At 66.3% G+C, this 14,481-nt stretch carries 12 protein-coding genes; 6 read left to right on the top strand and 6 right to left on the bottom strand.

Going from position 1 to position 14,481, the window contains the following annotated elements; all coding sequences use genetic code 11:
- Positions 1–137: 137 nt before the first annotated feature.
- Complete coding sequence (locus tag ACFWPX_RS01045) at positions 138–1,622, bottom strand: MFS transporter (RefSeq protein WP_378924754.1); 1,485 nt, start codon at positions 1,620–1,622, stop codon at positions 138–140.
- Between the two features lie 351 nt (positions 1,623–1,973).
- On the opposite strand from ACFWPX_RS01045, the gene ACFWPX_RS01050 reads away from it, so the two are divergent.
- The gene (locus ACFWPX_RS01050) at positions 1,974–2,984 is read left to right on the top strand and encodes a glutathione S-transferase family protein (RefSeq protein ID WP_378924756.1); all 1,011 of its coding nucleotides are present in this window, start codon (positions 1,974–1,976) and stop codon (positions 2,982–2,984) included.
- 100 nt (positions 2,985–3,084) lie between these two features.
- Positions 3,085–4,119: a hypothetical protein gene (locus tag ACFWPX_RS01055; protein WP_378924758.1), complete on the top strand. Its 1,035-nt coding sequence runs from the start codon at positions 3,085–3,087 to the stop codon at positions 4,117–4,119.
- 111 nt (positions 4,120–4,230) lie between these two features.
- On the opposite strand, the gene ACFWPX_RS01060 is transcribed toward ACFWPX_RS01055, so the two are convergent.
- Together ACFWPX_RS01060 and fdxA are read right to left on the bottom strand one after the other, a co-directional pair.
- Complete coding sequence (locus ACFWPX_RS01060; protein WP_378924760.1) at positions 4,231–5,151, bottom strand: D-alanyl-D-alanine carboxypeptidase family protein; 921 nt, start codon at positions 5,149–5,151, stop codon at positions 4,231–4,233.
- A gap of 60 nt (positions 5,152–5,211) precedes the next feature.
- A complete protein-coding gene (gene fdxA / locus ACFWPX_RS01065) occupies positions 5,212–5,547 on the bottom strand; it encodes a ferredoxin (protein ID WP_378924762.1) in 336 nt (111 codons plus the stop codon).
- Positions 5,548–5,655: 108 nt separating this feature from the next.
- On the opposite strand from fdxA, the gene ACFWPX_RS01070 reads away from it, so the two are divergent.
- The gene (locus tag ACFWPX_RS01070) at positions 5,656–6,600 is read left to right on the top strand and encodes a LysR family transcriptional regulator (protein WP_378924764.1); all 945 of its coding nucleotides are present in this window, start codon (positions 5,656–5,658) and stop codon (positions 6,598–6,600) included.
- A gap of 38 nt (positions 6,601–6,638) precedes the next feature.
- Here the strand turns inward: ACFWPX_RS01070 and ACFWPX_RS01075 are convergent, their stop codons facing one another.
- Positions 6,639–7,706 carry a Gfo/Idh/MocA family protein gene (locus ACFWPX_RS01075; protein WP_378924766.1) on the bottom strand — a complete coding sequence of 356 codons (1,068 nt, stop codon included), beginning with the start codon at positions 7,704–7,706 and terminating at the stop codon, positions 6,639–6,641.
- Between the two features lie 25 nt (positions 7,707–7,731).
- Complete coding sequence (gene rph / locus ACFWPX_RS01080) at positions 7,732–10,338, bottom strand: rifamycin-inactivating phosphotransferase (protein ID WP_378924768.1); 2,607 nt, start codon at positions 10,336–10,338, stop codon at positions 7,732–7,734.
- A 449-nt stretch (positions 10,339–10,787) separates the two neighbouring features.
- On the opposite strand from rph, the gene ACFWPX_RS01085 reads away from it, so the two are divergent.
- Positions 10,788–11,084, top strand: a complete 297-nt coding sequence (locus ACFWPX_RS01085) for a hypothetical protein (protein ID WP_378924770.1) — start codon at positions 10,788–10,790, stop codon at positions 11,082–11,084.
- Positions 11,085–11,271: 187 nt separating this feature from the next.
- Positions 11,272–12,126, top strand: a complete 855-nt coding sequence (locus ACFWPX_RS01090; RefSeq protein ID WP_378926072.1) for a fatty acid desaturase family protein — start codon at positions 11,272–11,274, stop codon at positions 12,124–12,126.
- 24 nt (positions 12,127–12,150) lie between these two features.
- On the opposite strand, the gene ACFWPX_RS01095 is transcribed toward ACFWPX_RS01090, so the two are convergent.
- Positions 12,151–13,413, bottom strand: a complete 1,263-nt coding sequence (locus tag ACFWPX_RS01095; RefSeq protein ID WP_378924772.1) for a hypothetical protein — start codon at positions 13,411–13,413, stop codon at positions 12,151–12,153.
- Positions 13,414–13,557: 144 nt separating this feature from the next.
- On the opposite strand from ACFWPX_RS01095, the gene ACFWPX_RS01100 reads away from it, so the two are divergent.
- The gene (locus ACFWPX_RS01100; RefSeq protein ID WP_378924774.1) at positions 13,558–14,451 is read left to right on the top strand and encodes an acyl-CoA thioesterase domain-containing protein; all 894 of its coding nucleotides are present in this window, start codon (positions 13,558–13,560) and stop codon (positions 14,449–14,451) included.
- Positions 14,452–14,481: the final 30 nt, after the last annotated feature.

Consider the following 14,481-nt stretch of genomic DNA (forward strand, 5'->3'; position numbering starts at 1 on the left):
GGGGCGGGGGGGGGGGGGGGCTCCGGGTTTTTGTGCGGCGTGCGCCCCGCGCCGGCCGCGGTCGCGGCCCCCCGGGGGGCGCCGCCCCCGGAACCCGTCGAAATCAGAGGCGCGGTATGGAATTCGAGACCGAAGGTCTAGGTGATGTCCTCGCGGTGACGTACCGCGTCGAGCGCGGTGAATGCCGCCGCGGCGAAGATCATCAACGCCGAAACCAGCAAAGCCACATCGAGTCCATGATGGAAGGCCGCCTTGCCGGCGTTGAGCACCTCGGAAACCTTCGACAGATATTTCAGATACGGGCCGATGTCGACGCCCTCGGGGATTTTCCCGAGTTCCACGGCTTGAATGGCGTCGGGCTGCAGCGACGTCGGCAAACCCAGTTCGTTCATGCGCGCCTTCAGGTCCGCGGACAGGAATCCGCTCACCAGCGCTCCGAGGACCGCGACACCGAACGCCGAGCCGACCTGGCGCATCGTATTGGTCACCGCGGCAGCCATTCCCGAGTGTTCGGACGGCACGCCCGACAGCACCGCCGACGTCAGCGGCACCACCGCGATCCCGAAACCGAAGCCCGCCACCGCCATCGCGGCCGAGAGCGTCGGATCGTGCAGTGTTCCGGCCAGCATGTGGCGGGTCAGCAAGATCCCGCCCGCGCCGACCACACAGCCCAGGATCATCGGGATGCGTGCACCGCGCCGCGCCACCCAATAGCCCGCGACCAGCGACCCGATCACGATCGTGGCAGCCATCGGCGCGAAGACCGTGGCAGTGCGCGCAGCCGAATACGACTGCATCACTTGTAGATACAGCGCCGTGAAGAAGAAGATCGAGAAGATTCCGAAGTAGACGGCGAAAGCGACCACCAGCGCGCTCCGCACAGCAGGTAGGCGCAGGTAGCGGAAGTCGAGCATAGGTGCGCGCGCTCGCAGTTCGACGGCAATGAACGCGGCGAACGCGAGACCACCTATCGCGAACAGCGCGAGCACCGACGGTGCGGTGTAGCCCCGATCCTGACCGACGGTGGCGGCGTAGATCACCGACCCGAAGGCTGTCGCGCCGAGCAGGGCCCCGGCCCAGTCGATCGGTTCGGGGCGAGGGTCCGAGCTCTCCGGAACCGACCACAGCGCCGCGGCGAGCGCCACCGCCGCGATCACCAGGTTGAACCAGAAGATCGAGCGCCATCCGTACGCGTGGACCAGGACACCACCCAATACCGGTCCTGCCGCCAGTGCCAGTCCGGACACCGCCGCCCACACCCCGATCGCCTTCGCGCGCTTGCGGTCGTCCGGGAAGATGTGCCGAAGCACCGACAGTGTTCCCGGCTCCGACGCCGCCGCACCGAGCCCCATGATCGCGCGACCGGCGATGAGCATCGCGACGCTGCTCGCGAGCGCGGAGACCACCGACCCGGCACAGAAGATCACCAGCCCGACGATCATCACCCGCTTGCGCCCCCAGCGGTCCCCCAGCGACCCACCGGCCAGCATCAGCCCGGCGAACACCACGGTGTAAGCGTTGACCACCCACTGCAGCGCCGACACATCGGCACTCAGATCACGCCGGATCTCCCCCAGCGCCACGCTGACGACGGTGGTGTCGAGGAAGGTCACAAATACCACTACAGCGACTGCGGTCAGAGCGACACGCGGTCGCGCCGTCCCGCCCGGCGCATTGCCCATCGGTCTCACGGGCACAGGGTACTGGCGGGGTCATCAGGACGCCAGACGCACCGCGGCCACCGGCCGGAGGTGTCGGATCGGCGATCCCCGGCGGAAGTGCCAGGGTGGCAGGGGTATTCCCGCTGCCACCTGCTGACCTGTCGTCGTTGCCGCACGCCTGCTACCGGCCGTACCGCGAAACTCCCCGACGAGGTGCGCACCGCGATTTCATCGAAGATTCGCACGCCGCACACGTCGATGCGCGCTCGCCGCGTCGCGTCGCACACCGCATCGGTGTGCGAGACTGGGGCGGTGAGCGATGCCGGTGCGGGCACCTACGTCGAGGCGGGCGAGTTCCGTCGCGACACCAACTACATCACCACGCGGATCACCGCCGACGGAGGTGATGGTTACCCCGTCGAACCGGGTCGGTACCGGCTCGTCGCGGCCAGGGCCTGTCCGTGGGCCAATCGCACGCTGATCGTGCGCAGACTGCTCGGGCTCGAACCGGTGCTGTCGCTCGGACTGTGTGGACCCACCCACGACAAGCTCAGCTGGACCTTCGATCTGGATCCGGGCGAAGTCGATCCAGTCCTCGGCATCCACCGCCTGCGCGACGCCTATCTCGCCCGGTTTCCGGACTATCCGCGTGGGATCACCGTGCCCGCCGTGGTCGACATCGCGACCGGGCAGGTCGTCACCAACGACTACGCGCAGATAACCCTCGACTTCTCGACCGAATGGACCGCCTATCACCGGCCGGGCGCCCCGCAGCTGTATCCCGAACCGCTACGCGCCCAGATCGACGAGATCAACCGAGAAGTGTTCGGCGACATCAACAATGGTGTCTACCGCTGCGGTTTCGCCGGTGATCAGGACGCCTACGACGCCGCCTACGCACGGCTCTTCGCCGCGCTCGACCGGCTCACCGATCGCCTGAGCACTCAGCGCTACCTGGTCGGCGACACCATCACCGAGGCCGACGTGCGGCTGTTCACCACGCTGGCCCGTTTCGATCCCGTCTATCACGGCCATTTCAAGTGCAACCGCACCAAACTCAGCGAGATGCCGGTGCTGTGGGCGTACGCTCGCGACCTGTTCCAGACCCCCGGATTCGGCGACACCATCGACTTCGGGCAGATCAAGGAGCACTACTACGTCGTGCACCGCGACATCAACCCCACCGGAATCATCCCCGCAGGGCCGGACCTGTCGAATTGGCTCACCCCGCACCACCGCGAGGAATTGGGTGGACGCCCCTTCGGCGACGGCACACCGCCACCGCCACCGGTGCCCGCTGAGCAGGTACCCGCGATCAGCTGAGAACCGTACCGGATAGTCAAGCGCGACAACAGCTTCCGTTGGCCGGTCCGCCGGATCCGGGGCGGATTCGTGTCGGTGGTCATCGCTAGCGTGCTCGGGTATGGACACGATGCCCGATGGACGTTTCGCCGACTTGCTGACACAGTTGCGTGCGAGCGACTTCCGCACGTTCGTCCGAGCCGACGTCGAACAGGTGTGCCGCACCGCGGGATGGACGCCGACGAACGACGGTGCGGTCGACATCCCGCACACACCCACCGGTGGCCGGATACGCGACGATCACGATCCGTATGCCGACGGCGACCAGCGAACGCAGCTGACCATCGACGTCGCGACGATCGAGCCCGAACAGTTCCGCCGCTACCTGGATCTCGCGGTGGCGACGTGGGGTCCGCCCACCTGGTATTGCGGTCTGTCGGATCTCGGTGTCGGCTGGGTCGACGGCGAGACACTGCGCACGCTCGAGCTCGCCGACTGGGGAGGCCTGTTCGTGCGGGTCGAGTCCGCCGATTCCGATGCCAACAGCAGGTGGTGGAACTGGAAGACCCAGTACCACTACCCCGATTTCGTCGACGCGGACGACCGAATTCCGGCTGATGAGCACGATCTCGAGCACAACAGCGCCGACGATTACGAGGTCAGCTTCACCTGGTCTGCCGGTTCGGGTGGCCGCGGCAGCGAGATCTGGAGCGTCTACACCCTCGGCCACCTGCGAGGCCTACTGACCGACCTGCTGCACAGCGTTCACCTGGCCATGCGCGCGCTCGGTCCCGGCCCCGAGCCCCTCGTCCTGCACTTCTTCGACCGCGACAAGACGCCGGACCGCTACGCCCAACTCGAGTTGTCCCCGACCGAGATCCGCCTGCGCGCCTTCACCACCGAGTCCACCCGCCCACACCTGGACCGGCTGGGCTTCGTGGACTGCGGTGACGGCAGCTCCACGCGGATATGGCCGACCGAGCGCGATCAGGCGCGGGCAGCCTCCACCGTCACCACGGTGTTCCTGCACCGGATCGGGCTCGGCTCCGAGAATCTGACGATGACCGAGTCGGGAAATCCGCTACCGATCGACAACTTCTCGGTGGATTTGCAGGTCGACCTGGAAGGCGATGATCTGAGCGACGCCACCCAATAGGCAAGTCGGACTTCGCATTCCGTCACTACCAGCTGTCCTGAACACGCTCGAATCGGCCGTCCGAACGGCCGGGTCGGCCCGATAAGCGTTGCACTCGGATCGCGCCGGTCGTCAGCCTCCGACTGGTTGCAGAACGCGCATGATCGGGTCGTAGGCCCAGTTCAGCATGCGCTCGGCGTCCTGTCGGGCCGCGGCGCTACTGTGGTCCGAGCTGTGCAGGACCACACCGATCATCGGTATGCCCGCACGGACCGTCTCGAACATCAAGCAGTGTCCCGCGGCGTTGGTGTTGCCGGTCTTGATGCCGATGGTGCCGGGATATTCATCGAGCATGCGGTTCGTCGTTTCCCAGTGGTGCTCGCGGTTGGCGGGACCGGCCGGAACGTGGAAGTTCCGCGAACCGACGATCTCGCGGAACAGCGGCAGGTTCATCGCACGGACACCCAGCGCCACGAGATCCGCCGGTGTGGAATAGGTGGAGTGGTCGGTGGGGTACGGCATTCCGGCCGGGTCGCTGAAAAATGTTCCCGCCAAACCCATGAACCGAGCGGTGTCGTTCATCCTGGCCAGGAAACCGCCCTGGCCGGGACCGAACGACTCGGCGACGGTGTAGGCGGCGTCGCAGCCGGACGGCAGCAACAACGCGTACAGGAGCTGGCGCGCGGTGAGCACCTCGCCGGCAACCAATCCCGCGGTGCTTCCGTTTTCCCTGGCGCAGTAGGCGCCCGCTTCCTGCGGCACCGTCACCGGCCGTTCCAGGTCACCGCTGACGATCACGACCACCGCCGTCATCACCTTCGCGATACTGGCGATCGGGACCGGGGTGTTCGCCTCGCGCGACCACACCACCGTCCCGGTGAACCCGTCCGCCAGGGCCGCACCCGACGCCTGCACACCGTCGGGCCCGGCCGCCGGCCACGGCAGCAGACCGTCAGCACTCCCGGAGGGTGCGGCGGCCGCAATGCCGTGACCAGCGGCGACGATCAGAACCCCGACAGTGACGGCGTGCAACATCTTGGCGAATGTCCGCATGGCGACATTCTGGCGCACAACTGGGCCGACCTGCGGGATTTACCGCCTCGATTCGCAGAACTACGCCTGGAACTCCCGCACATAGGCCGTATCGACGCCGAGTACACCGACCGACGTCGCGCCGCCCGGCTGGCCGAGTGGCTCCGCTCGGCCGGGAAGTGGTTCATCGAAGAAACGGGCATTTTCGGTAATGAACTGATCCTGGCCCGGCGGCAGATCGTCTTCGTAATAGATCGCCTCGACCGGGCAGGCCGGTTCGCACGCCCCGCAGTCGATGCACTCGTCGGGCTGGATGTAGGCCATCCGATCGCCGATGAAGATGCAGTCGATCGGGCACTCCTCGATGCAGGCCCGATCCAGGATGTCCACGCAGGCGGCGCCGATCACGAACGTCACGGTGTTCTCCTCAGCTGTATTGACCCGCGACTTGCGGTAGTACCGATCCTGCTGCGAGCGCCCACAGTCGGGTAGACCCCGATATCCACCACCTCGTAAGGTTTCCTTATGAGCTTGCCGCCGGGAACACCTGATCTCGAGGTGCTCGATCTCCTGGTGTCGGTGGCGGAGCTGGGCAGCCTCGGTGCCGCCGCGCGCAAACACGGCATCAGCCAACCCGCGGTCGGCATGCGCATCAGCGCGTTGGAGCGGCGACTGCATCTGCGGCTGCTCGATCGCGGACCCACCGGTTCGGCATTGACCGATGCCGGTGCGGCCGTGGTCGAACTGGGTCGGCCGGTGCTTGCCGCGAGCCGTGCCTTGATGGACGGTGTCGCGAACCTGCACCGCGAGCTGTCACCACAACTGCACGTGATTGCCTCGAAAACCATTGCCGACCACCGGATTCCGCAATGGCTCGCGGCATTGCGGAAACTTCGGCCAGAGCTTGCCGTCGAACTGGATGTGGCGAATTCTCATCAGGTGACCACGGCGGTCCGCGATCGCGAGGTCGCGCTCGGATTCGTCGAGGGGCCGCAGGCGCCTTCGGGATTGGGTAGCCGGGTGCTCGTTGCCGACGAGCTCGTTGTGGTTGTCGCACCGACCCACCCGTGGGCCACCCGCGCTCGCCCGGTGAGCCCGCGCGAACTCGCCGACACGCCACTGGTGTGGCGCGAGAAGGGCTCAGGCACCAGGGACACGGTCTGGGCGGCGCTCGAAATTCACGGCACCCCCGCGCGTCCTGCGGCCGAGCTCGGTTCCGCCGCAGCGATTCTCGCGACCACCCGCAGCGGCCTCGCCCCCGCGGTGGTCAGCCGTCTGATCGTCGCCCACGAACTACGTGCGGGCACGCTGCACGAGGTGGACCTGGCCGACTCGATAGTTCTGACCCGGAAATTCCGCGCCATCTGGCACCGCCGCACCCCACCGTCGGGCCCCGCGGCCGACCTGGTCGACCTCGCCGCCCGCATCGAATCGGCCCGTCCGACGGTGCGACGACCGCCGAAAAGCTGATCCAGCCACCCTCGGCCCACCCGACAGTGAATCTCCGCTCACAGCAACAGGTTCGGCGCCGATACCGGGCGTGATCCATCCCGGAGCGAGCGCGCACCCGCAACGCCGACCAGCGATGCCGCTACTGCCGGGCCGACCGGCACGAGCGGTGGCGCACCCGTCTCGACGCACGCACGAAAGCCTTCGAGGATTCGGACCGTCCCTTCTGCTTTCGGTTCGACGAGCGTGCCATCAGGGAGAGTCAACGGCGCGGGTCTCCGTTCCTCGTCGCGGGTGACGCCTTTGCGATCGGTCCAGCCTTCCTTGCGCACGCGCACCGACCATGCGCGGCTGCCGGGTGCTCGGACAGATTCGGCGAGCCCTTCGGTGCCGCGCACCGAAACCCAACTCCAGTGGCTGTCCGGTTCGCCCTGCAGGAATCCGTGCCGGCTGATGGCCAACCCGCCGCCGCTGAGCCGGACCAGCATCACCACAGCGGCCCTCGAATCGGTGGAGTCGATCGGAAAAGCCGTCACCTCGGTCGGCAGCTCGCCGGTGAGCGCGAGGATCGGCGACAGGGTGTGGGTGCAGTACGCCGTTGGTTCGATGCGGCCACGCCAATGGCTCGGGTCGCCGATCAGGCTCGACACGTCATCGGGTGACATCCCGTGCAGATAGTCCGCTTCTACGAGAGTTACCCGTCCGATCTCCCCCGCTCGCACGGCATTTCGAATGAGTTGGACATGCGGATGGAAGACGTAGTTCTCGGCGAACGAGTACGTCGCTGCCGAGCGTCGTTCGGCCGCGAGCAACGCGGTAGCTTGCCGCTCGTCCACGCAGGCGGCGGATTCGGAGAGCACGTGGATCCCGCGTTCGAGGAAGGCGATGGCCAAGGGAGCGTGCTCGTCGAAATCGTTGGCGAGCACCACCGCGTCGAGGTCGTAGCTCAGCAGGGCACTCCAGTCCTCGAACAGGGCCACCCGTGGCAGCAGGTCGGCCGCTTCTGCCCGCCGGATCGGGTCGCGGTCGCAGGCAGCCACCACCTCCATGCCCAGTCGGCGACACCACGTCGCAAGGTACAACCCCATTTTCAAACCGACCACACCTACGCGCATGTCCGCCATCATTCCGTGAGACAGAAGGATTTCTCCGCTACGGCTGCGAGAGGATCTCGACGAAGCCATCGGTCCCGTTGACTCGGATGCGCTGCCCGTCGCGGATCAGCTCGGTGGCGTGCTCCACGCCGACGACGGCCGGCAGGCCGTATTCGCGGGCGATCACCGCACCATGGGTCATCAGGCCGCCCACTTCGGTGACGAGCCCCGCGATCCCGACGAAGAGCGGGGTCCAGCTCGGATCGGTGTAGGCGGTGACCAGGATGTCGCCCGATTCGAGGTCGGCCTGCGCGATATCGGCGATGACGCGGGCGCGGCCTTCGATGGTCCCTGCAGACACGGCCAAGCCGGGCAATGCGCCGGTGGGCAGGTCCTCGCGCCGGTACGCCCCGGTGAGCGCTTCGCCGTCGGAGGTGAGCACTCGCGGCGCGGCGAGGGACTCATAGAAGCGGAATGCGTCTTTTCGTGCGTCGACGAGGTCCTGGTCGGCTCGGTGCGTGCGAACCACCTCGTGCAACTCATCGAACCTGAGGGAGAAGATGTCGTCGGACTCGCGAAGCACACCGGAGCGCACCAGTCGTTCGGCTTCGCAGATCAGAGCCTGCTTGTAGACGAAATAGCGGCTGACCATGCCGTACTTCGGGTACTCCCGATATCCGGAAAAGATGCGAACGCGCTCGATCATCCGCTCGGTCTCGACGGCTTTCCCTTCCCCGTCGGGTAGGGCGCGCAGGCGTCGCAGGATCTGTTGTGCCTTCTGCTCGGCGTCGCGCAGGCCTTCCTCGAAGCACCGGCTGCCCGCGCCCGGTCCGAAGTTCTTGATATTGCCCAGGATTGTCGGCACCAACGTGGCGGGGCTCTCGCTCCATCGCGGCCTGGTGATATCGATTTCGCCTGTACAACGCATGCCGTACGTCTCGAGGAAGTCCTCGATCACGGCGCGCGCCTCGTCGCCGCCCGGGTAATCGGCCAGACCGACCAGGAAATCGTCGTCCTCGATCCGTTCCAGGTACGCCACCACCTCCGGATGCGGTCGGATCACGTCGGCGACGTCAAGCAGCGCCAGACCCATCTCCGATGTCACGTTCCCGGGAATCGACTGGGTGAGCGCGTCGGCGGCGTTCTTCTCGCCCAGCCATTCTCGCAACCGCTCGTTGAGCCACTCCGTGGCCTCCATCGCAGCCATGATCACCTGTAGACCCCGCGGCGCGAACAGGACCCGGCGCAGTTCCTCCTGGATATCGGACCGGATGAAGTCGAGCAGCGCCGCGCCGGACAGGTCACCGATATCGCGCTTCATGGCCGCGAGCGAAGTCTCGCTCGCGGCGATCAACTCGGTGACGATGGCGGGATCGGTCTCGATCGGCGCGGGAGCGGTACCGAACGGCGCGGCCGGTGCACCGGAATCCTCTTCCGGCACTTGACGAACGAAATCGCCGCGGTCGAGAACCGTCCGTAGCGCGTCCCCCATCAACGGGTCGGATTTGCCGAGGCCCGCTGCCAGGGCAGCGCCTTTCGCGGGCGAGGACACCATCGCGGTGACGTCGACGAACAACCGGCCGCCCGCGTCGCGCATCGGCGCATTGCTCGTCAGCTGCCACACCGAGATCCCCAGTGGCTTCATCGCATCGGTCATCATCTGCTGATGGCCGACCGACACGTAGACGTGGTTCTCCCCGTCGGCGGCGACGGGGATCGGGAACAGCGTCGTGATCGGCCTGCTCTGCACGATGCGGAAATCATCACCGTCCGCACACCATTCGATGTCCTGAGGGCTGCCGAAATGTGCTTCGATGCGGCGACCGAGTTGTGCGAGCCGAAGTACCTCGGTATCGGAGAGGACCGGCTCGTTTCGGCGCTCCCGCGCGATCTCGCTCACCTGCGTTCCGCCGGTCGGCACCGACTCCACGACGACCTTCTTGGTCGCGATCGTCTTGCCGGTGATGTGGTCGTCGCGAACCTGGTAGACGTCGGCGTTCACGAGACCTGAGACGAGAGCCTCGCCGAGACCGAAACCGGCGTCGATGGACACGACGGTCCGGTCGGAGGTGACGGGGTCGGCCGTCATCAGGATGCCCGCGGCACGCGCGTACACCATCCGCTGCACGACAACGCCCATCTGGATCTTCTTCTGGTCGAAGCCATTTCGCAGTCGATAGGTGACGGCCCGCTCGGTGAACAGCGAACCCCAGCACCGGCGCACCTGCTCGAGGATCGCCGCCGATCCGATGACATTCAGAAAGGTGTCCTGCTGACCGGCGAACGACGCGGTGGGCAGGTCCTCGGCCGTGGCGCTGGATCGCACGGCGTAGGCGCCATCGATGCCGAGCCGAGCGTGTGCGGCGAGGATCGCCTCCGCTACCTCCATGGGAACGACCAGCTCCTCGACGGTGCGCCGGAGCTGCGCGCTCAGCACCGAAATCGCCGACCGATCCCCCGGTTCGAGGCGCGACAACTCGTCGAGCCGATCATCGAGCGAGGACACCCCCGCCACCGTCCGCGCGAAGGCATCGGTCGTCACACAGAAGCCGTCCGGTACCTCGACACCGTCGATTCGCGACAACTCACCGAGGTTCGCACCCTTGCCGCCGACGATCGCGATCTGCGTCCGACCGATCTCACCGAACCCGAGCACATAGGCCATCCCGCTACTCCTCACCTGGTGGTTTCGGTCTTTCGCGAGCGATTATGGACCAGGAATCAGCGCCTCATGAGGGCCCGGAATCGTGTATACAGTAGAAGGGGGAAGCGCAGAGGGTGCTCGCGCGCCCGACCCGCGCGGCAAATCCGGGACCAACCCGTCTTCCCATCGACCGAAGTTCCGATCGGTGCCGAATCGTCGGGGTTGCCGCCTTGTGAGACAACGGGTCCCATCGAACTCTCGGAGCCGGAAGCTGCCCGCATGGCACACCTTTCGTGTCCATGTTGCCGATCGATTGCGGATGCCGAGATTTTCACCTCGCCCGCCGATCCAGGCCGTCTGCGACCCCGAATACCTGACAGATCAGCAAGTACGCAGCATCCCGCCATCGGACGCACACGACGCGGTGTCGACCACTCCACCCGCACCACCGGCTTGCCTGTGAGGACAACATGGTCACCGAGAACCCCTTTGATGACACATCAGCCCAGTCCGCCGCCGAGCGTGACTCGCAGCACGAACCGAGCCCGCCGTCGTGGGCAGCGCCCGCCCTGCTGTTCTCGATGCTGATGCTCGGCCTCGACCTGGTGGCGTTGATTCCGCTCGGTGCCTGGATGCGCGACTACGGCATCGGCCTGGTCGGCTCGATCTACCTGCTCCACGTACTGGCGTCGACCGCGGTGGCCGCCTGGACCGTGAGCCAATTCCCGCTCCAGCTGGATATCGAACCCGATCAGCAGCCATTCTGAATTGTGGGCGAACACCAGGTTCGCGGCTCCTTCGGGCCTGTCACGCATCCTGCGGTGATGGCAGGATGAGGGCGGAGTTTGCCTGATCTACCCGGAGCGCCACTGCACCATGAATCGAACTCGCACCCCGCGCCCCTCCGATGTGCCGCGAACAGTCGGCGGCGACCTGGTGAATGTCCGACTTATCGTGCTGGCGTTGACAATCGGCGCCACCCAGCTGTTCGTCATCCCGCTGGTCCTGCTGCCACGGAACCCCGCGTGGGGCTGGGCCTTGGTGCCACTTACGCTGACCATCACCCCGTTCTGGTCGCTCATCCACGAGTCCATTCACGGGTCGCTGCTGAAGAGCCGGCCACGCAACGACCGGATGGGACGAATTCTGGCGGTGGTGTACGGGTCGCCGTTCGCGATGCTGAAAGCCGGTCACCTGCTGCACCATCGGTACAGCCGGGTCCGTGAGCGCAGCGAGATCTACGATCCGGCGCGGACCAGCTGGCGGGCTGCCGCGCCGCTGTTCTATCTCAAGCTCTTCGGGGGTCTGTACCTGCTCGAAGTGGTCGCGTTACTCCTCGCGCCGATGCCGGAGCGCGCCATTCGCGCGCTGGGACGTTGGGCGGACGCACCGGATTCGGTGGGCGGTCTTGTGCTCGAACGGGTCGCCCAGCCGGTGGTGCTGGGAAAGTTCCGCACCGACGCCGCCGCGATCGTCGTCATCCACACCGCCGCATTCCTCGCCTATGGTGCACACGGCTGGATGCTGCTCGCCGCGATCGGCGGCCGCGCGCTCATCATCTCGCTGTCGGACAACGCCTACCACTACGGTACCGACCTCGAATCACCAAGGGCGGCAATGAATCTGCGCCTCCCCCGCATGCTCGAACGCTTCGCCCTCAGCTTCAATCTCCACGACGTGCATCACCGGCACCCCGGCCTGCGCTGGTACGAGCTGCGCTCCCGATTCGACGCCGAAGGCGGCCGCTATCACCTCGGCTGGTTCAGCGCGGTCGCCCGCCAGCTCCGCGGACCGATCGAACTGACCTGAATTCGCTCGATCCCGCCGCGCCGGTTAGCGCAGGTCGAGGTCGGTGACGGTCTCGGGGCCGAGAGCGATGCGGGCATGCCAGGTCGGCGGCTCCCACGGATCGGGGGCCATGCCCTGATAGCGGGCCTCGAGGTCGATGTAGCGGGCGCCGCCCACTTCGGCGGCCACGAATCGGTAGTCGTACCAGGTGAGGTCCGATCCGGTCGGCACCTGGAGTTCGGTGCTGTCGCCGGTGCCGTTCGCATCCTCGACTGCTTCCCGGTTCTCGAGTTCGCGGACCAGAATCGGCACCGCCGCATAGAGTTCCAGGCTTGCCGCGGTCGTGAACCGGTCGGCCGGATACACGCCGTTCCAGGCGGCCGGATCGGCGAGAACCACGTCCTGGAGCGGCTCGACGACAACGTGGTTCGACGCTGTCGGGGTGGATTGTGCCGCGCTGCAACCGGATTGACCGCGCAACAGCGCGTTCACCGTCACCAAGACCGAGGTGGGTTGTCCGGATCCCGGTGTCGCCCCGGTCGACCAGTGCGGTGGGCTGTCCTGGTCGTTTCCGGCCATGAGCTCGATGATCGTGGCTGCTTCGGCGCCGTCGATCGTGGCGCACAGCACCTTCCCATAGCCGCCGATACCCAGCGGGCGCTGGGTCAGCGGGGTCGCGAACGGCCAGCTGGTCGGTGCGGGCAGTTGCTCGTCGTCCACGGGCACCGCGGGCTGGAACGCCAGATCGAGGGCGGTCGGGGTGTACGGCGCACGTCGCTGCACCGTGAGCTGTTCGTCGTCGGGCAGAGCTCGCAAGCGATCGATCACGCCCCCCAACCTGCGCATCTCACCATTACCGGATCGCGCACCGGGCTCGGTGTCCAAGCCGTAGACCGACACACCGACCGGCCCATCGAAGTTCGCGTACACCGACGTGGTCGGCTGGTCCGTGGACGGGGAGAGCTCACGGTAGTGGTCATCGTTGAAAGAGAGTTCGTCGAACCACGCACGAACCTGCTCGATGCCTTCGTCGGTGAGCCGAGCCCAGTACACGCCGAACGCGCTCTGCTCGGCGCCGTCGTCCACGTTGGTGAAAACTGTACCGTCGCTCCGCAATTCGAAGAAGGGTACGCGTCGGCTCCCCACTCGTTCGGTCTGCAGGAACCCCGGGGATTCCGCGACCGACACCAACACATCCGCGTCACGCGCGGCGGGCGGATCGTTCTCTCCCCGGCCGAACACACTGCACGCACTGAGCAACGACATCGCGATGAGCATCGCACCGAGAACAACGGATCGGCGGGCCATATCCGAGCCTAACCCCGAGAGTTGTTCCCGCACAGTTCATCCGTGTGATCTTCCACGGCCGGGTGGCCGCCCACTTCCGGTGGACGCATCATTGATGTATCGCCGACTTTCGGACCTGGGGCATCTGTCAGTCGCGCGCCATCGATGCCGCGTATCCAGCGAGACTGCCCATGTTCAAGGAGTCCGCCGGTGAGTCACGCCTTCTTTCGCGCAATACCCGACCCGAGTGGTCGCAGGGAAGTACTTCATCCCGAACCCGAGGCAAGCAGTGGGTGGATCGGCAGACAGTTGCGCGGCATGGCTGTAGGGGCGGTCCTGGCCCGCGCGGTGGAACGGGAACCGATCATCCGCGAGCGGGCCGACCTTCGACCGGTGCGATGGACACTCGATCTGTTCCGCCCGGTGTTCATGCGGCCCTGCACAACTCGCGTCGAGGTCGTTCGAGACGGCAGCCGGTTGGCGCTGGTCGATGCGATTCTGATCCAAGACGACCGACCTGTCGCCCGTGCCGGGGCGCTGTTCCTGCGCCCGGGACCGTCACCTGATGGCATCTGCTGGTCGCCTGGTACGACCGCGGACCCTCCACCTGCCGATCGGGAACCCTCGTCCGGTCGGGATCGGGTGTATTTCAGCGAAGAAGAAGGGTGGAGTCCGGACCCGAGCACCCACCACAACGCCACACGCACGGGGATCTGGCACCATCCGATCGCGGTCGTGGTCGGTGAGCAACCGACTCCTTTCCAGTTCGTCGCAGGGCTGGCCGATGTGACGAATGTGGTCACCAACCTCGGCAGCAGCGGACTGGAATTCATCAATGCCGATGCCACGCTCACCTTGACCCGGCTTCCGGAAGGGGACGAAGCAGGACTGGTCGGCCTCGACCGGATAACCCAGGACGGTATCGCGGTCGGCACCGCGGCGATGTATGACCGCAAAGGCGTATTCGGTACCGCGACAATCAGTTCCATAGCCAATGCCCGAGGTCCCGCGAACCTTGGCGCTATCGGTACTTCGTCGTCCTCGGTTGCCATCGGGTAGACCGCGCCGTTCGTAGCTGTGCCATCGTGG

Origin of the sequence: Nocardia sp. NPDC058518 (assembly GCF_042719655.1) — a bacterium.
Classification (GTDB): domain Bacteria; phylum Actinomycetota; class Actinomycetes; order Mycobacteriales; family Mycobacteriaceae; genus Nocardia.